At 64.6% G+C, this 17,946-nt stretch carries 13 protein-coding genes and 1 pseudogene; 4 read left to right on the top strand and 10 right to left on the bottom strand.

What is annotated here, in order from left to right:
• Positions 1–149: 149 nt before the first annotated feature.
• Positions 150–905 carry an NRDE family protein gene (locus tag G4223_RS01495; protein WP_163674068.1) on the bottom strand — a complete coding sequence of 252 codons (756 nt, stop codon included), beginning with the start codon at positions 903–905 and terminating at the stop codon, positions 150–152.
• 174 nt (positions 906–1,079) lie between these two features.
• Between G4223_RS01495 and G4223_RS01490 the strand changes: the two genes are divergently transcribed.
• Positions 1,080–1,406, top strand: coding sequence for a DUF1476 domain-containing protein (locus G4223_RS01490; protein ID WP_163674066.1), 327 nt, complete (start codon positions 1,080–1,082; stop codon positions 1,404–1,406).
• A gap of 52 nt (positions 1,407–1,458) precedes the next feature.
• Here the strand turns inward: G4223_RS01490 and radC are convergent, their stop codons facing one another.
• From radC to G4223_RS01470, 4 genes and pseudogenes are all read right to left on the bottom strand, one after another.
• Positions 1,459–2,178, bottom strand: coding sequence for a RadC family protein (radC, locus tag G4223_RS01485; RefSeq protein ID WP_163674064.1), 720 nt, complete (start codon positions 2,176–2,178; stop codon positions 1,459–1,461).
• A complete protein-coding gene (locus G4223_RS01480; protein ID WP_163674062.1) occupies positions 2,175–2,720 on the bottom strand; it encodes a hypothetical protein in 546 nt (181 codons plus the stop codon). Before G4223_RS01480 ends, radC begins: the two co-directional genes overlap by 4 nt.
• 207 nt (positions 2,721–2,927) lie before the next feature.
• A pseudogene (locus G4223_RS19815) lies at positions 2,928–3,398 on the bottom strand (DUF4372 domain-containing protein); the annotation flags it as partial.
• 201 nt (positions 3,399–3,599) lie between these two features.
• Entirely contained in the window at positions 3,600–4,307 is a 708-nt protein-coding gene (locus G4223_RS01470; RefSeq protein WP_241003898.1) for a response regulator, read from the bottom strand.
• Positions 4,308–4,558: 251 nt separating this feature from the next.
• Here G4223_RS01470 and G4223_RS01465 point away from each other — a divergent pair, with 251 nt between their 5' ends.
• Positions 4,559–6,268, top strand: a complete 1,710-nt coding sequence (locus G4223_RS01465; RefSeq protein ID WP_163674059.1) for a sensor histidine kinase — start codon at positions 4,559–4,561, stop codon at positions 6,266–6,268.
• 370 nt (positions 6,269–6,638) lie between these two features.
• Here the strand turns inward: G4223_RS01465 and G4223_RS01460 are convergent, their stop codons facing one another.
• The 5 genes from G4223_RS01460 to G4223_RS01440 form a co-directional block, all read right to left on the bottom strand.
• Positions 6,639–7,532, bottom strand: a complete 894-nt coding sequence (locus G4223_RS01460) for a phosphoribulokinase (RefSeq protein WP_163674057.1) — start codon at positions 7,530–7,532, stop codon at positions 6,639–6,641.
• 29 nt (positions 7,533–7,561) lie between these two features.
• Positions 7,562–8,980 (bottom strand): ribulose-bisphosphate carboxylase, encoded by a 1,419-nt coding sequence (locus G4223_RS01455; protein ID WP_163674056.1) that lies wholly within the window; start codon positions 8,978–8,980, stop codon positions 7,562–7,564.
• A gap of 128 nt (positions 8,981–9,108) precedes the next feature.
• Positions 9,109–10,458 (bottom strand): oxygen-independent coproporphyrinogen III oxidase, encoded by a 1,350-nt coding sequence (hemN, locus tag G4223_RS01450; protein ID WP_163674054.1) that lies wholly within the window; start codon positions 10,456–10,458, stop codon positions 9,109–9,111.
• 106 nt (positions 10,459–10,564) lie between these two features.
• The gene (locus G4223_RS01445; protein WP_163674052.1) at positions 10,565–13,021 is read right to left on the bottom strand and encodes a nitrate- and nitrite sensing domain-containing protein; all 2,457 of its coding nucleotides are present in this window, start codon (positions 13,019–13,021) and stop codon (positions 10,565–10,567) included.
• Between the two features lie 10 nt (positions 13,022–13,031).
• Complete coding sequence (locus G4223_RS01440; RefSeq protein ID WP_163674050.1) at positions 13,032–16,007, bottom strand: hybrid sensor histidine kinase/response regulator; 2,976 nt, start codon at positions 16,005–16,007, stop codon at positions 13,032–13,034.
• A 346-nt stretch (positions 16,008–16,353) separates the two neighbouring features.
• On the opposite strand from G4223_RS01440, the gene G4223_RS01435 reads away from it, so the two are divergent.
• Together G4223_RS01435 and G4223_RS01430 are read left to right on the top strand one after the other, a co-directional pair.
• The gene (locus G4223_RS01435; RefSeq protein WP_163674048.1) at positions 16,354–16,809 is read left to right on the top strand and encodes an RrF2 family transcriptional regulator; all 456 of its coding nucleotides are present in this window, start codon (positions 16,354–16,356) and stop codon (positions 16,807–16,809) included.
• Between the two features lie 97 nt (positions 16,810–16,906).
• A complete protein-coding gene (locus G4223_RS01430) occupies positions 16,907–17,686 on the top strand; it encodes a PleD family two-component system response regulator (protein WP_163674047.1) in 780 nt (259 codons plus the stop codon).
• Positions 17,687–17,946 lie beyond the last annotated feature (260 nt).

Genomic DNA, 17,946 nt, shown 5'->3' with positions numbered 1-17,946 from the left:
CAGGACGGCCACGATCCGGGCGTCCCGTCGATCACTGCGATCATATAGCAGGCAACGACGGGGGAGACAACGAAGTGTCGCCCCCGTCAGGGTTGCGTTTAAGGAAAATCAGGGGGCCGCCAGCCTTTGCAGGGGGGCGAACATCGGGTCTAGCTCCGATGCATGGGGATCGGTCGCCATGGCGTCAGATCGGGGCGACCGGCGGCGAAGCGCCAGATCGGGGGGCGGTCGTCGCCGATGGCCGGCAAGGCGATCAGCGAGGACGACACGGTGCCGAAGCCGCCGGGTCTGGCGAAACACATGGCCGCCGCTTCCTCGCCGTCGGGCCCGTTGCCGCCATCGGCCAGCAACGAGGCCCAAGCGCTCCATTCGTCGTCGCCGGGGGCGGGGATGGCGGCGGCCCGAAAGCGCGGCAGATAGGACCGGATGCGCGGGCTGGAATCGTCGTCCAGTTCCTGGGCGGTCAACATGTGCAGCCCCTCGGGCACGGCGTGGACCTGGATGCGGCGGCCGCCGTCGGCCCGGATCCACAGCGTGTCGCGGTTGTCGGCCACCAGCATGTTGAAGGGACGGTAGGCGCCGCCGTCCAGCGCGGCCAAGGCATGCCCCGCCTCGACGGCGTCGGCGTGGTCCAGCGCCTCCAGCACCAATTCGCCGCGCGACCGCTTGCCGGCTTCGGGGCCCAGGGTGCCGACACGGTTCAGGATGGCGGCAACTACGCCGAAATCGTTCATTCCCAGCCACGATCCGCCGGCCAGGACATCCAGGCCCGCCGTCACCTCGGGGCGGTCCGGCCAATGCCGGGCCGGAGGCTTGCATGGTCTGTCGGCCATTTCGTCGCGGTTGGCGCCGATCAGGACCGGCCAGGGATCAAGAGGACGGCGTAAAATGACCACGGTGCACATCGAGAAATCCGTTTGCTCTGGGGGAAATCCGTTTGGCCCAGGAAAAATCCGTTTGTTCCGGGAAAAATCCGTTTCTACCGGAAGCTTCGGCGGCTATAACACCTTCGCCACGATGGCATCGGGACCCAACGACAACCACTTTCCTATAGTGGGCGAAAAAGGAAGTCGCGCACCATGACTATGTTCGACGACCGCGAGAAGGCGTTCGAAGCGAAGTACCGGCTGGACCAGGAAACGCAATTCAAGGTCAACCTCCGCCGGGACAAGCTGCTGGGTTTGTGGGCCGCCGAGCATCTGGGGCTGTCGGGTGACGCCGCCAAGGCCTATGCCCTGTCGGTGGTCGACGTCGAGTTTTCCGGGGCGGACCATGACGCCAGCCACAAGGTGATGAGCGATTTCACCGCCAAGGGTGTGGCGGTGACCGAGCACCAGGTGCAGCGGGAATTCGCGCGTCTGGCCGAAGTGGCCCGCGCCCAGATCATCGAAGAAGGCGGCAAGTAAGCTTGCCGTCATTTGTTTCGAAAAGGCCGGGCAATGCTCCCGGCCTTTTTCGTTATAACAGTCCGACACTCTTGAAGCTGGTATGACCCTTGCGGCCGATGACCAGATGGTCGTGAAGGGCGATGCCCACGGCGCGCAACGCGTCGCGGACGGTACGGGTCATCTCGATGTCGGCCTTGGACGGTGTGGGGTCGCCGCTGGGGTGGTTGTGCACCATGATGATGGCGCTGGCGTGCAGTTCCAGCGCCCGGCGCAGAACCTCGCGCGGGTACAGGGGCGTGTGGTCGATCGTGCCTTCCTGTTGCAACTCGTCGGCGATCAGGACGTTCTTGCGGTCCAGGAACAGCAGGCGGAACTGTTCGACCGGCAACCGTCCCATCTTGGCGGTGCAGTAATCCAACAGCGTGTCCCAGCCTGAAAGTACCGGGCGGTTCAGCACTTTCAGTTGAAGCATGCGCTGGGCGGCGTGTTCCACCACCTTCAGATAGGTTGCGGTGGCGGCCGACACTCCCTTGATCCGTGCCAGAACCGATGACGGGGCGGCCAGAGCCTCGGCGAAGCCGCCGAATTCGTCGATCAATTGCTTGGCCAGCGGTTTGACGTCGCGGCGGGGGATGACGCTGGCCAGCAGCAGCTCCATCACCTCGTAATCGGGCAAGGCCTCTGGTTCGACCAGGAAACGCTCGCGCAGCCGTTCGCGATGGCCCAGGTAATGGGGCTTGTCGCTGGCGCCGTCGTCAGCCAGGCCGGGAAGGTCGGAATCCGCCGTCACAATCGGTTATGGAACGCTTCCAGCCATTCCAGACGCAATTCCAGGATCTGGATGTCGTGGTCCAGCCAGTCGGTCAGGTGACAGGGGTCGGAATCGTTGGTGGCGAAGCTGCCGCGCAAGTCGAGCAGACGGGCCAACTCGCCCTCGACCATCTCGATCAGCAAATCGGCCTGGGCCCGCTGTTCCGATGGTTCCAACAGGTCAAGGAAGCGCATCTTGAGCGCGATGATCAGCTTGGACAAATCGGTGCTGGGGCGAAGCCGCGCGGTCAACAGGGTCTTGAGTTCGCGCCGTCCGCCCTCGGTGATGCCGAGCAGGGCATCGTCCTCCATGCCCTCGCCGTCCAGGGCCTCGACCAGTCCCTCGTAACGCAGCAATTCGATCGAGGCGCCCATCAGGTCGAGCTGTGGCCCGGCCACACGGGACAGGAAATGGCGAACAGATCCGGCCAGCGCGGCATAACGCATGGGGTCGCGGGCGATGGTGCCCAGCGCGCACAGGCGAACGGCTTCTTTCGGCGTCAGCGTGTTGTCTGCGAACATGGTCGGTGTCCTCTCCGGCCTAAATGCGAATCGTTCGCAATTCATACCGCGTCGCGGTAGCGATGTCCAGTGTGGTGATTATGCCAGAAGGCGATAGAGGAGGCTAGTGGCCCGATCCAGGGGGCTCATCTCTCCATGAACCTTCCCCCTGGTGAGCGGCCAACAGATGCGCAGCACCTTGCCGGTCTCGATCCTGACCCGGACCTCGCCGAGGTCGAAGACGTAGGTGGCCCCGGCCTCGATGGGCATGGTCTGAGCAGCGGTGATGACGTGGACCTTGGCGCCGCACGCCTTGGCCGAAAAGTGCGCCCACGCGGCCCCGGCGGGTGCCGGTCGAATCGATCAGGGAGGTCGCCTCGCCGACGGCGCGGCGCAGGCCGCGTTGTGCGCGGGCGACCATCACGGCAAACAGCTCACTGAACACCGCGTTTGGCCGCTGGGCGTTGGCGTCCGCCAAGGTCGAGCGCGACACGGTGGATCCGCCGACGTGATAGAGCCGCACCGCATGGCTCTCCAGGCAGCCCCGGAAAACTGGCCATACAGCAGCGCGATGAACTGGCTCTTGGTTGGCAGACGCCGGATACGGTGATCCGCCCCATGGGCGGCGGTCAGCCGCTCGAATTCATCCCAAGGAACCCGCTTCAACAGGTCGTGGAAGACGCTATTGTGGTGCCGCACGGTGCTGACTCCGATTTCGTGTCCAGGAAACGCTGCAAACGTCTGGATACGAGTAGAATCAACACCGTGCACTCAGTCCACAAAATCTAAACCGGACAGCCGTGGACTTGATCCGGGCCTGACGGAAAAAGGTACGGATAGGTCGAAACGGACTTTTCGCACCCTGTTAGCACATCACGGTCTGGAAGGCGCCGACTGGGTTCAGCCGGCGACCAGCCGATAGCCGATGCCGTGTACGGTGACGATGATCGCCGGATGCTTGGGATCGACCTCGATCTTGCGGCGCAGGCGGCCGACCAGGACGTCGATGGTGCGGTCGATGACCGCTTCGCCGTCATGCTGGGTCAAGTCCAGCAACTGGTCGCGGGTCAACGCCCGGCCGGCGTTGCGGGCCAACGCCGCCAAGACGTCGAATTCGCCGCGCGTCAGGCGCACCGCCTCGCCCTGTGGCGAGATCAACTGCCGGGCGTCGCAATCGAGTTTCCAGCCGGCGAAGGCATAGACGCCGCTGGCCTGGCGTTCGGCGGCCATGCTGGGCGCCACGCGGCGGATCAGGTTGCGTACCCGGACAGCCAGTTCGCGCGGATTGAACGGTTTGGTGATGTAGTCGTCGGCCCCCAGTTCCAGGCCGACGATCCGGTCGGTTTCGTCCTGACGGGCGGTGACCAGGATGATGCCGACCGATGATTTGGCGCGCAGGTCGCGGGCGAGGATCAGGCCGCTTTCGTCGGGCAGGTTGATGTCCAACAGCACTACGTCCGGCACCGTACGCGAGACGATGGTGCGCATGTCGCGGGCGTCCGCCGCCTCGCTGACCTGGAAGCCCTCGGCCACCAGATGGGCGGCCAGCTTGCCCCGGGTTACGGGTTCATCCTCGACGATCAGCACATGAGCCTTTCCCCCGGACAACGCCCACCTCCTCCGTGCCGCAACATTTACACGCCGTTCACACGGCATTTCAGCTGAATTCAATCACAACCAGTATTTTATTGAAAGGGAGTTGATAGAAAACAAGCATCAGATTTCGGGTTCGTCGGTCGAATGTTCATGCATTCACCAATGAAGCCGGGTAACCGGACGGCCGTCGTCGCCATGGGATGGGCAATGGAGTTCTTCGCAAGAAGAAATCCGGCGACGGCGGTCACTATGAAGGGCGCACCATGCCACGGGCCATGCTGACCAGACTGAATGCCGGGAGCGCCGTGGCGGCGTTCGGCGTTCTTGTGCTGGCCGTGCTGTGGCTGGGGCTTGCCCTGGACCTCGGGCGGGAACGTGCCCGTGTCCTGGCCCAGGCCGAGGCGGACACCGCCAACCTTGCCCGCGCCTTTCAGGAACACATCCAGCGGACCGTCGCCGGCCTTGATCAGACGTTGCTTTATATGAAGGCGGCGTATGAAGAGGCCCCCAAGAACTTCAACTTGGGCAACATGGTCGCCCGGTCCTCGATCCTGCGCAACGTCAGCTTTCAGATGGCGCGGATCGACGCCAACGGCATGCTGGCCGACAGCACGGTGGCGGGTTTCACCCCGGTGGACTTGTCCGACCGCGAACACTTCCAGGTGCACAAGACTCCCAATGATCGTTTGTTCGTCAGCAAGCCGGTCTTGGGGCGTGCCTCGGGGAAGTGGTCGATTCAGTTGACCAGACGTCTTGAAGGGCCAGGTAAAACTTTCGCCGGCGTGCTGGTGCTGTCGTTCGACCCGCAATATCTTTCCGACTTCTATGGCTCGATCAATGTCGGCGCACGGGGAGCTATCCTGCTGGTTGGCCGCGACGGGGTCATCCGCGCCGCCTCGGAAGGGGTTCTGGGGGGCGAGTTGCCTCCGGGCATGGCCAGCAACCTGTTCTCTGGATCGGGTGTCGGCAGCCAGCGCGTGGTCGGCCCGCAGGACGGCGAATTGCGAATCGCCAGCTATCGCACCCTCGACGATCTGTCGCTGGCGGTGTGGGTCGGCCGCTCGCAAGCCGAGGTGTTGGCGCCGCATGCCGACACGGTACGCGCGTATCTGTTGGTCGGCGTGGTGGTGACCGCGGTTCTTGGGCTGGCGCTGCTGATGCTCTACAAGGTGGTGCGGCGGCAAGAGGCCATTACCCGCGACCTGTCCCTGAAGAAGGCCGAGTTGTTGGCCAGTCGCGAGCGGCTGCGCCGTTATGTCGCCGACCTCGAGCGGATCGCCGAGGTGGCCGCGCACGACCTGCAAGAACCGCTGCGCCGGGTGGTGGCTTACGCCCAGCTGTTGTCGGCCCACGCGCAAAACGCCCTGGACGCCGAAAGCCGCGATTATGTGGCTCATGTGGTGTCGGGCGCCCAACGCATGCGCAAGCTGGTCCAGGATCTGGAAGCTTTCGTCGCCGTCGATCATTTGCCCAGCGCCGAAGCCCTGGTCCAGGCCTCTGGTCCGGTCAACACCGCGGCCGCCAGTCTGCTTGACGAGGTTCGCCGTTCCGGCGCCACGGTGTTGATCGACACCTTGCCGGCGGTCGCCGCCGACGAACGCAGCCTGACCGAGATTTTCACCCAGTTGATGGACAACGCCTTGCGCTATCGCAGTCCGCAACGCAAGCCGCTGATCCATGTCTCCGCCCGGCGCGAGGAAGGTTTCGCCATCTTCTCCGTTCGCGACAACGGTGTGGGCATCGAAGAACGTCATCTGCCGCGTGTGTTCGAGATTTTCCACCGCCTGAGCCCGGTCGAGGGGCGTACGGCCACCGGTATCGGCTTGGCGATCGTGCGTCGCATGGTCGAACGCCTGGGTGGCCGGGTGTGGGTGGAATCCACCTTGGATCGTGGCAGCGTCTTCAGTTTCTCGCTGCCGCTGACGGTTTCGGTGGTGGCCGATCAACAAGAGCAGGAGGCTCAGGCCGCCTGAACGGCATCGATACGATTCCCTCCGGCCGTCCCCGAACCCCAGTGCCGGCGGGAATTGCGAGAGGAGCCCTGGCCCCCAAACGGGGCTCCTCTCAAACTTGTGAAACAGGGGTGTTCCACGGCACGTCCCCGAACCCCAGCGCCGTGGGAAATCCCTTAGAGGGGGAGCGGCCCCCAAACGCTCCCCCTCATATCCCTTGGTCCGGTCGGGAAACGTCCCCGAACCCCAAGTTTCCGACCGGACAAAAAAGGGGGGAAAGCGACCCCAAACGCTTTCCCCCCGACCTTCCAATTCGAGCTTCCTTGGCGGGAAGGCCCCACCCCCCGTTCCCTTCGGATAAAACCGAAGGGGGCGGGGGGCAGGCACTTTCTCAGCCGATCAGCGAACGGCGATCCTCCATGATGCGGCGCAAAATGGGGGTGATGATCAATTCCATGGCCAGCCCCATCTTGCCGCCGGGGACGACGATGGTGTTGCGTCGGCTCATCCACGAATCCTTGATCATCTGCAACAGGAAGGGAAAGTCGACGCGGAAACGGTCCGGCTTGCGGAAGCGGATCACCACCAGACTTTCGTCGGCGGTGGGAATGTCGCGGGCGATGATCGGGTCCGAGGTGTCAACGATGGGAACCCGCTGGAAGTTGATGTCGGTCAGCTTGAACTGCGGCACGATGTAATGAACGTAGTCGTGCATGCGGCGCAGGATGGTGTCCATCACCGCTTCCTCGGAATAGCCGCGGACGACGGTGTCGCGGTGGATTTTCTGAATCCATTCCAGGTTGATGACCGGCACCACGCCGATCTTCAGGTCAACGTGCTGGGCGACGTTGCAATCCTTGGTGACGACGCAGCCGTGCAGGCCTTCGTAAAACATCAGATCGGTGTCGGGGGCCATGTCTTCCCACGGCGTGAACTCGCCTGACTTGACGTTCAACTGACTGAAGCGCCGGGCCTCTTCCTCGTTGTGGATGTAGAGACGGCGGCGGCCCTGGCCTGTTTCGCCATAACGGCGGAAGACCTCTTCCAGTTCGCAAAACAGGTTGGCATCGGGGCCGAAATGGCTGAAGGTCCGGTTTCCGGTCTTCTCGGCCTCGGCCATGGCTTTTTTCATGTCGGGGCGGTTGAAGCGGTGGAAGCTGTCGCCTTCGACGATGGCCGGCTTGATGCCCTCGCGCCGGAACATATGTTCGAAAGCTTCCTTGACGGTGGTGGTGCCGGCGCCGGAAGAGCCGGTCACGGCGATGATCGGGTGCTTTCTCGACAAAGGTGCGGTCCTGTTGCAAGCTGGGCGCGCTATCGCCCGCTTTCCCCATACTCCAATTCTGGGTCTCGCACCTTTAATTTTTCGCGCCACCCCGGATACAGGCGGTCGGAATCCTCGGGAAAACTGAGGAAGGCGTCGCGCAATTCCTCATGATGGGCGGCGAATTCCACCAATTGGACGCCCTGACGCCATGCCTGACAGGCCTGGCGGATGGAACGCCCACCCGCCGCCGGGCCGCCGCGATGGCCGAACACTCCGCCGCCCGAGGTTTGGATCACGTTGTCGTGCCCCAGGTTATCGAGGAAACCGGGCAGGCGGATGGCGTTCATGCCGCCCGAGATGATGGGCGTGGTCGCCTTCATGCCGTGCCAGGATTGCTGGAAGTGGGTGCCCTCGGCGGTGTCGCGTTCCAGCATGGCGGCCAGGATGCGTTCGCAGGCGCTGCCCTCCATCTTGCCGTAGCCCATGGTGCCGGTATGGATGCCGGACGCCCCTTGCAGGCGGGCCATCTTCATGTGCGCCAGCACGGAATAACCGCGCTTGGATTGCCGCGAGGTGATGGCGCCGTGGCCGGCACGGTGGTAGTGCAGGAAATGGTCGGGAAAAGCCCGTCGGCATAAGGTGACGGAACCGGGGCCGCCCACATAGCCGTCCACCAGGAAGGCGACGTGGTGGGCGTTCTCGCCGAACACCTCCAGGATCAGTTCGCCCCGTCGGATCATCTCGAAAGGATCGTCGGCGGTGATGTTGGCGGAAAACAGCTTGGCCTCGCCGGTGCTGTCCTGGGCACGGCGCATGGCATCGGCGACGCGCTCCATGGTGGCGCGGAACGGTGCGAACACCTGGTTGCCCTGGGGTTCGTCGTTCTTCACGAAGTCGCCGCCCAGCCAGAACTGATGGCAGGCGTCGGCGAAAGGCTGCGGCCTCAGGCCCAGCTTGGGTTTGATGATGGTGCCGACGATCATGCCACCGTCGGTTTCCGGGCGGCCCAGGACGTGCCACAGGTCGGCGATGTTGCAGGCCGGCCCGTCGAACGCCAGCAGGAAGTCGCGTGGCAGGTGGAAATCCATCAGCTTGGCGTAGGCCACGTCGGCCATGCCCTGGTTGTTGCCCACCATCAGCGTCAGCAACGACACCACCATGGCCCGGCCGTCGCCGACGTTGCGGTCGAACAGGTCCACCGGATAGGCGATCTTCATCAGCACTTCGCCGGCTTCGAGCGGAGTCAGGTCGTAGACCAGGGCGTCGAGGGCGCGGGTGAAGGAATCGGTGGTGCATACCTCGACATTGGTGCCGGTCGAGGATTCGGCGGCGAAGTGGGCGGCGGTGGAGATGGCCTCGAAACCGGGTTTCGGCCGCATCACATAGGCGGCCAGGACATGACGGCCGCCGGCCATCAGCGCGGCCTCGTCGGCGCCCAGGCAGCAATAGCGACTAGACTGATCCATTGCCGCTTTTCCTTGGCCGTCTCCCTTGTGGCGTCAGCATGCCCGTGGGCGCGCGAACGTGGAACACCCGTCAAGGGGGTGGCAAGGCGACATGTTCGGGTGGCCGGTCCGCTACCCGGCGGTGTGGATCACACCGCCTTGGAATGGCGCTGTTCGCCCTTCTTCAGGTAGCGGTCGAAGGCCGAGGCGACGGCGCGCACCAGGGTTCGGCCTTCGTCGGTGACGGTGATACGATGGCCTTCGACCACCGCCAGTCCGTCTTCCTGCATCGGCGCGATGGCGGCCAGTTCGGCCTCGAACTGCGTGGCGTCGGCACCGTGGCGGGCGCAGACCACGTCAAGGTCGATTTCCAGGTCGCACATCAGCGTCATGATGATGTCGCGGCGCAGCCGGTCGTCGTCGTTCACCGCCACGCCCCGCGCGGTGGCCAGTTTTCCCTGGCGGATGGCGTCCTGATAGAAATGGATTTCGCCGACATTGGCCACATAGCCTTGCGGCAGCGAGCCGATGCCCGAGGCGCCCAGGCCGATCAGCGTGTCTGCGGTGTCGGTGGTGTAGCCCTGGAAATTGCGATGCAGCCGCTTGGCCTTGAGGGCGATGGCCAACTCGTCGTCGGGAGCGGCGAAATGGTCCAGGCCGATCTTGACGTAGCCCAGGGATTCCAGCTTGGCGGTGCCTTGTTCGTACTGTTCCCAGCGGGTGTCGGTGTCGGGCAGCGTTTCCTCGGGGATCAGGCGCATGTGCTTCTTCATCCACGGCACATGGGCATAGCCGAACAGGGCGATGCGGCGCGGGGCGAAGCCGTGCGCCTTGTCGATGGTGTCGAGAAGGCCGTCCACCGTCTGGTGCGGCAGACCGTAGACAAGATCCATGTTGATCTGGGGCACGCCGTGCTTGCGCAGCCAGTCGATGACGTTGGCGGTGACGTCATAGGGCTGGATGCGGTTGATGGCCTTTTGCACCTTGGGGTCGAAATCCTGCACGCCGATCGAGGCGCGGGTGACGCCGGCGCTGGCCATGGCCTTGACATAGGCCTCGTCGGCGGTGCGCGGGTCCAGTTCGACGGCGATCTCGGCGTCGGGCTTGACCGCGAAACGATCGCGCAAGGTGTCGACCGTGCGCACGAAATCCTCTGGGCTGAGGATGGTCGGGCTGCCGCCGCCGAAATGAATGTGGCGCGCCGTCATGCGGGTGGGAAGCTTTCGGGCCACCAGATCGACCTCGCCCAGCAGCGCGTCCATGTAGGCGGCGACGGGGGCGTATTTCTTGGTGATCTTGGTGTGGCAGCCGCAGAACCAGCACATTTCGGCGCAATAGGCGATGTGCAGGTACAGCGACAATTCCTCGGCCGGGTCGATGCCGGCCAGCCATTGGCCGTAGGTGTCGGGACCGACGCCCGGATGGAAATGCGGCGCCGTCGGGTACGAGGTGTAACGGGGAACCCGAAGGTCGTACTTGGCCGAAAGGTCACGGCGCATTGTGGCATTTCCTGAAGTGTTCGTGGAGGCCGACCCTAACCCGGTCCCCGGACCATTTCAACAATCCGGGCCGTGGGGTCTTGTTAAGCTTCGGTAAGGCGGCAGCTCAGGCGGCGGGCCGCAGCCGTTCGGCGGGAAAGCGCAAGGTGACGGTGGTGCCGGCGCCCGGCCGGCTTTCCAGCCTGAGAGCGCCGCCGTGCAGGTCCATCAGCTTGCGCGACAGCGGCAGGCCCAGCCCGCTGCCTTCGTAACGTCGGGCCATGCTGGAATCGGCTTGGCCGAACGGGGCCATCACCTTGGCCAGGTCCTCGGGCCGGATACCGATGCCGGTGTCGGTCACGGTGATGGACAGGGCGTCGAACTCACAGGCCAGCCGGACGGTGACGGACCCGCCGGCCGGGGTGAACTTGACCGCGTTGCCCAGCACGTTGACCAGCACCTGTTTCAGACGGCGCGGGTCGGCCCACAGATGCGGCACGTCGGGCGGCAGTTCGGTGAACACCTCCACCTGTCCGGCCTCGGCCCGTTCGCGCACCATGGCCAGACTGGACTGGATCAGGGCGACGGGGTCGGCTTCTTCTTCGCGCAGGACCACGCGGCCGACCTCGAGGCGGGCCACGTCCAGGATGTCGTTGATCAATTGCAGCAGGTGCTTGCCCGATTCGTTGATGTCGTGGGCGTATTCGCAGTACTGGCCCTGGTCGATGGGACCCAGCAATTGCTGCTCGATGATTTCCGAGAAACCGATGATGGCGTTCAGCGGCGTGCGCAATTCGTGGCTCATGGTGGCCAGGAACTCGCTTTTCGCCCGGTTGGCCAACTCGGCCGCCTCGCGCGCGCTGGTCATGGCTTCTTCCGCCTGCTTGCGCACGGTGATGTCGTGGAACACCAGCAACAGCCACATGCCGCCTTCCGGGGTGGCGACCCAGGTCGAGCTGAGGTCGTAGACGCGGCCCGACCGGGGCGAGCGCCATTCCGACCGCCGGGAATTCTCGTCTCCACCCGGCACCGGGATCGGTGTGCCGAACACCTCGGTCGCGGTGCGTCCATCGGTGCTGCCGAATTGGGCGACCAAGGCGGGGTTGGCGTACTGGAAACGGCCTTCGGCGTCGGTCAGCGCGATGCCGTCATGGATCGCCTCGAGCAGGCGGCGGACGTTGGCGTGTTCCCGTTCCAGCGCCTGACGCAGGTTGTGAACCTCGGTGACGTCTTCCTTGAGCGCGATGTAGTTCTCGACGGTGCCGTCGATCCCTTTGACCGGCGCGACCGTCATGCGTTCCCAATAGGTGCTGCCGTCGTGGCGCAGGTTGACGATCTCGCCGCGCCAGTCGTGGCCGTCGCCGATGGTCTTCCACAATTCCCGGTAGACGTGATCGGGGGTCATCGACGACCGCAACAGACGCGGGTTGTGGCCCAGCACCTCGACCCGTGAATAGCCGGTCATGGTGGTGAAGGCGGGATTGACGTATTCGATCAGGCCGGCGGTGTCGGTGATCATCACCGACACCGGGCTTTGCTCGACGGCGCGAAACAGCTTGCGCGACTGGTCCTCGGCGCGGGTGGCGCGGCGTTCGCTGCGGCGCAGGGTTTCCAGCGCGAACAGTACCAGCGCCACCATCCCTAAAAGCACCAGATAGAACGTCACCTGGGCCGACACCAGATTGGCGTGGATGTGGGCTTCGGTCTCGGTGGCCAGCTTTTCCTCGGCCAGCCCCAAAAGTTCGGTCAGCGCCAAATGGGTGCGGTGCCAGGTGTCCGTGTCGGCGAGACTCAGGCGTTGTTCGACGATCTGGTCGTGCAGCCGGCGAATTTCCGCCAACAACGGACCCCGGACGACGCTGTCGTAAAGGTCCAGTTGTTCGGCCGAGGCGTGGGTGCGAAAGGATTGTTCGAACGCCTTGCGCTCGGCCTCGGCCTCGATCAACTGGCGCAACATGGCGTCGCGTTCCGGGCCCGGTTCCTGCAACAGCCACGATGCCCCGATGGCGCGCTCGCGCGTGGCCCGGTCCTTCATCTGGCTCAGGTCCACATAGGCGGCGATCAGGGTCGAGAGGTCGGCCGTCGGCAGTTTGGATGCCCGCGAGACCAGCGTGGAAATCAGCCGGCCGTACCCTTCAAGGACCTCGGTGAGGGCGCCGTCGCCGTCCACCAGGGCGCGCAAGGCGTCCAACTGCCCCAATCCAAGGTCGGTTCGCGCCGCACCGAACAGCGCCGACGCCTTGGGGGTCAGGACCACTTGGCGGAAATCCTCGGCCCGGCCGTCGGTGTTGGCGCGCTGGGCGTCCAGTTCCTCGCGCCACGATTGCCGGCCGGTGCCGACGTAAAGGGCGGACAGACCGCGCTCGCTTTCCAGTTCCCGTGACAGCCCCTGGGCGGCGCGGGCCAGTTGCGCGGCGATCAGCAGATCGGCGCTCCGCTGATAGGTGGACAGTTTCTCGTTGACCACATAGGTCGAGAACACCACCAGAACCAACACCGGCGCCAACACCGCCAACGCCAGCCGATTGCGGCCAATCAGGCGAAACCGTTTGTGTCGAAAGGGCGTCGAAGGGGCGGAAGACATGCAATATCCGTCAGGAGGCGCGCCCCTCGGCCGCCAGGAGGCGGTCGAGGGCTTCACGAAGGCGCGCAAGTTCTACAGGTTTAGCCAGGTATCCGTCCATACCCGCCGCAAGGCAGCGGTCGGCTTCACCCGACATGGCGTTGGCGGTCAGCGCCAGAACCGGCGTGTGACGCCCGCTGGCCCGTTCTTGTTCCCGCAACGCCTTGACGAACTGGAAACCGTCCATCACCGGCATGTGGCAATCGGTGACCACCATGTCCCACGGCCGCGACCGCCAGGCGGACAGTGCCGCGGCGCCATCGGGGAACACTTCTGGACGGTGGCCGAGAAGGCGAAGCTGACGCAGCACCACCTGTTGGTTCACCGGGTGGTCCTCGGCCACCAGGATGTCGAGGCCGGTGCCGGTGTCGTATGTTCCGGCGTCGGGCTTCACCGGGACAGGCCGCGGGACGGGATCGCGCGGGGCGCACAGGGCGGGCGGCGGCGATCCGCCGCTCAGGCGTGACACCGCCGACAGCAGGGCATATGGCGGTGCCGGCCGCCCCAGGAAACCGGCACAGTTTGGCAAGCGTTCCAGCCGTTCCCGCGCGCCTTGCTCGGCGCCGTCGATGAACAGAAGGGGTGTTCGCTCAAGTGTCCGCAGGTCGTCGGCATCGACGGCGTCGCCGGCCAGGATGGCCAGATCGAACGGCGCCAGGGTGGTCGAGGCGCGTTCCGAGGCGGCCAGGGCGCCGGCGGCGCCGGGCACCCGGACCACGGCGGCGCCCGCCTGCTCCATGTGACGGGCGACGGTGGTGCGTTCCATGTCGTCGGGACAGACGACCAGAACCCGCAACCCCATGAAGTCCACTTCGGGCATCGCCGGTTCGGTTTCGATGCCGGCGGCTGGGTGGAGCGGCAGTTCCACCTGGAAGGTCGCCCCTTTGCCCGGTTGGCTGAAGACCGCGATGGTGCCGCCCATCAGTTCCACCAGACGTCGGGTGATGGACAGTCCCAGTCCGGTGCCGCCGAACCGGCGGGTGGTCGAGCTTTCGGCCTGGGTGAATGGATGGAAAAGATGGCGTTGCGCCTCGGTGGCGATGCCGATGCCGGTGTCCACGACCCGAACGCGGACGCGGGGTCTGCCGTCGATGGTGCCGGCGTATTCGGCGAAGATGGCGACACGACCGCTTTCGGTGAACTTGACGGCGTTTCCGGCCAGATTGAACAAAATCTGCCTGATCCGCACCGGATCGCCCAGGACATCGGCAGGAATGGCCGGATCAACGAAGTTAACCAGCGAAAAGCCTTTTTTCGATGCTGACGGCGCCAGGGTTTGGGCGACCCCGTCCACCAGCCGGTGAAAGTCCACCGGCACCCGTTCCAGTTCCAGCCGTCCCGCCTCGATCTTCGAGAAATCGAGGACGTCGTCGATGATGCCCAAAAGCGCCAGACCTGATTCGCGAATGGTGGCGATCAGGCTCCCCTGTTCGTCGCTGAGGCCGGTGTGCGTCAGCAATTCCAGCATGCCGATGACGCCGTTCATGGGCGTGCGGATTTCATGGCTCATGGCGGCCAGGAAGGCGGACTTGGCCTGGTTGGCGGATTCGGCTTGTTCCATGGCCAGGGTCAGTTCGCGGATGGCGGCGTCGCGGTCGCGTGCCGCCTCCTGGAATTTGGCGAGCACCCGGTTGAATTGGGCGGCGATCTCGGCCGCCTCGGCCGCGGGGGCCACCGGCACCAGAGGCCGCGCCGACAGGCCGTGTTCGTGGGCTTCCATCTGCGCCAGAAGGTCCTGAAGGGTGCGGCGCTTGGCTTCCTCCTCGCTGGCCACGGTCTCGGCGCGTTCGGCCTCCAGCCGGGCTTTCTCGACGGCGTCGCGCTTGAACACCTCGATGGTGCGGGCCATGGCCGCCAGTTCGTCTGGCAGGTCGCGGTCCTCGATGTCGTGTCCCCAGTCGCCGCGGGCGCCGTCTTCCATCACTTGGCGCAGCCGCAGCATGGGTTGGCGGATGGACTGGCCGATGGCCCAGCTGGCCAAGGCGCCGACCAGAAGCAACGCCAGCCCCAGCACCGCCCCCACTCCGGCCACTTGCCGCAACAGGCCGTGGGATTGCGCTTGCAGGGTCTCTTCGCGTTCGTGGCCCAGGACGATCAGACGGTCGATGGCCATGGCCATGATCGCCTGGTTGGCATCGACCTCGTTGGCCAGGACGCGGGCCCGTTCGTCCACCGCGTGGGCGATGGCCTCGACTCCTTCGTCCAAGGTGGCGGCACGCGAGGCGATGACGTCGAGCGCGTCGCGTTGCAGGTCGCTGCTGGTCAGTTCGCCCAGTCCGGGGATGGCGTCGATTACCCGGTTCAGGGATTGGTGGGCCGCCGCCGCCTTGGCCGGGGTCGGGTTGAAATAGAAAGTGTTGGTGGCGATGACCGCCTCGACGAAGTCTTCGTGCGACTTGACCAGGGCCGGGGCCAGTGGCGAGGTGGTGCGCGAGCGTGCGGTCGAATTCAAGATGGCGTAAAGGCCGCTCATCTCGCTGGCGGTGTGGACGATCTGACTTTCGTAGACGCGGACGATCTCGGCGTTGATGTTCTTGAGTTGCTGGAAGCCTGACACGAAGCGCCGGGCGGCGTCGTTCAACTGTGTCATCTCGTTGGAGGTCGCCTCTTCCGGCGCGGTGGCGGCCAGGGCGGCGAACAGGTCCTCGGATCGGCGGATGATCTCTTTCAGCAATTCGTCGGTGGGGCTGTTGAGGTATTGCCGGATCAGGCTTTGCAGACGTCCGGCCTGTCCGTCGATGTCCGCCAACTGGCGCGAGCGTTGCTGCACCAATTGCAACTCGTCCAGGTCGGACCGCACCATGTTGGCGCCCTGCCAGCCCAGCACGCCCACGGTCAACGCCACCCCGGCGTTGAGCGCCACCACCAGCGGGATGCGCCAGGCGATGGGCAGCAACCTGATCCAGCGGTTCAGCCTGTTGCAGGGAAGGGTGGGGCGGGCGGCCATGGCGGAGGCTCAGCCGGCCGAATGTCGGGTGAAGCGTTGTTGGTCGGCGGTCTCAACTCGAGATAACGACGTGACCATCGCAGCAGTCGGCTGGCCGTGGCGCTTCCGGTTGCCGATGGCACGTGTGCTCCAGAGTGGCGTCCCCCCCATCAGGCCGTCCTTTTTTGGGCATTTTTTGGGCGTTCCTTGCCGATCAATCACTTGTATCGCCGACGGCGTCTTAAGGAAAGGCGCAAATTAGGTTCCCCTTAGGATCGCATGGGAGGCATGTGGCATAGGGCGTTGACCTTATATTCGCAACCAATAGAAGATGCGCTCATTCGGGGGATAACACGAAGTCGGAAGAATGCGTCTCACGCTTCATACGGATTATGCCTTGCGGGTTCTGGTCCACGTCGGACTCCGTGAAGGAGAATTGGTCACCATCAGCGAAATCGCCGATTGCTACGCCATCTCCAAGAACCACCTGACCAAGGTGGTTCACCAGCTTGGGCGGGCTGGATACTTGGAGACCGTGCGCGGCAAGTACGGCGGGGTGCGCCTGTTGATGCAGCCCGAGGAAGTGCGTCTGGGCGAGTTCGTCCGCCGCACCGAAGAAGATTTCGCCTTGGCCCGCTGCATGCGCGAGGGGACCGAATGCGATGGCGAGGAGGCTTGCCTGTTGCAGGGCGGCTGTGTCGCCCGGCTCGCCTTCGGCCAAGGTCTGGCGGCCTTTTTCGAGGCGCTGGACCGCTATACCCTGGCCGACATGATCGCTGCCGAGGGGCGGCGCTGCATGTGGCCCAAGGCCGCTTGCGGCTGATCTGGAACGCGCTTGCGGCTGATCTGGAAAGCACCGGTTCCGCTTGGTGCGGAACTGGTGTATGCCTTGTGTCCATGCCGATCACATGGGGGACATAATGGCGGTCCATGATAGCGACAACGAGAACGAACGTCGCGTCCTCAGCGAATTCTTCGAAGAATTGCGCGACACGGCCAGCGCGTTGCAGGTGCTTTTGGGAAACATGCGCTCGAAAAGCGTCGGTCTGGACGAAGGACTGGCGACACTGAAGCGCGAAGCCAGCAACATGCGCAGTCAGGCCCAGGCGCTGGGTTTGCCGCTGATCAAGCTGGTGACCCATCGTCTCGAGGAATACGTCGGCGAACTGAAGACGGTCGGCCAGCCCGGCCTGGACGAGATTCAGGTCTTCATCGACCGCATCGAGAAGCTGGCCGATGGCGAACAGGTGGGTGAGACGGAAATCCCCACCGTGGTCCGTGCCCTGCCGGCCAAGCGGACCGCCGACGTGGATTTCGGCAACCTGGAACAAAAGGACGTCGAGGTTCTTCTGGTGGTGCCGGAAAAGGCCATGAGCCGGATCGTCGAACGCGAACTGGCGGCCTGTGGCTACCGTACCTCGGTGGTGCGCAACCCGTTCGAGGCGCTGGAGGTGGTGGTCCACACCCGGCCCGACATGGTGGTCGCCTCCATGGAGCTGGGCGTGCTGAGCGGTGTCGACCTGGGCAGCGCGCTGGCCGCCATGCCGGCCACCCAAGGCATTCCCTTCGCCGTGCTGACGTCTTACAACTGGGGCCATCCCAAGCTGGTCGGTCTGCCGCCGCGCGCGGCGCTGATCCGTAAGGGCGCGCAGTTCGGCGACGATCTGGCCGAAAGCCTGGCGCGGTTCAATATCACCTGAGGGAGCCTGGGCGCGCCTTGGACGAACCGACGTTCCAAGTCTCTTTGGCGCGCCTTTTGGCGACCATCCGTGAGATCGTGGTCTTGCTGACTCGTCATGGCGAATGTCATTGGGTCGCGACCTTGGAAAAGGCTGCCACCGAGTTGGAGCGTGGTGACGGTCACGGCGTGCTTCAACGACTTGGTTCTGTGCCGTCTTAGATGTTTAGTCCCGGCATTTGATGGATCGGATCGAGCTTGAATCGCTTTGGCTCGGTTGTT

The sequence above is a fragment of the Magnetospirillum aberrantis SpK genome (assembly GCF_011022235.1).
GTDB lineage: Bacteria > Pseudomonadota > Alphaproteobacteria > Rhodospirillales > Magnetospirillaceae > Magnetospirillum > Magnetospirillum aberrantis.
Note: the sequence above shows the minus strand (reverse complement) of the source record. Positions and strands in the feature narration are given on the sequence as shown.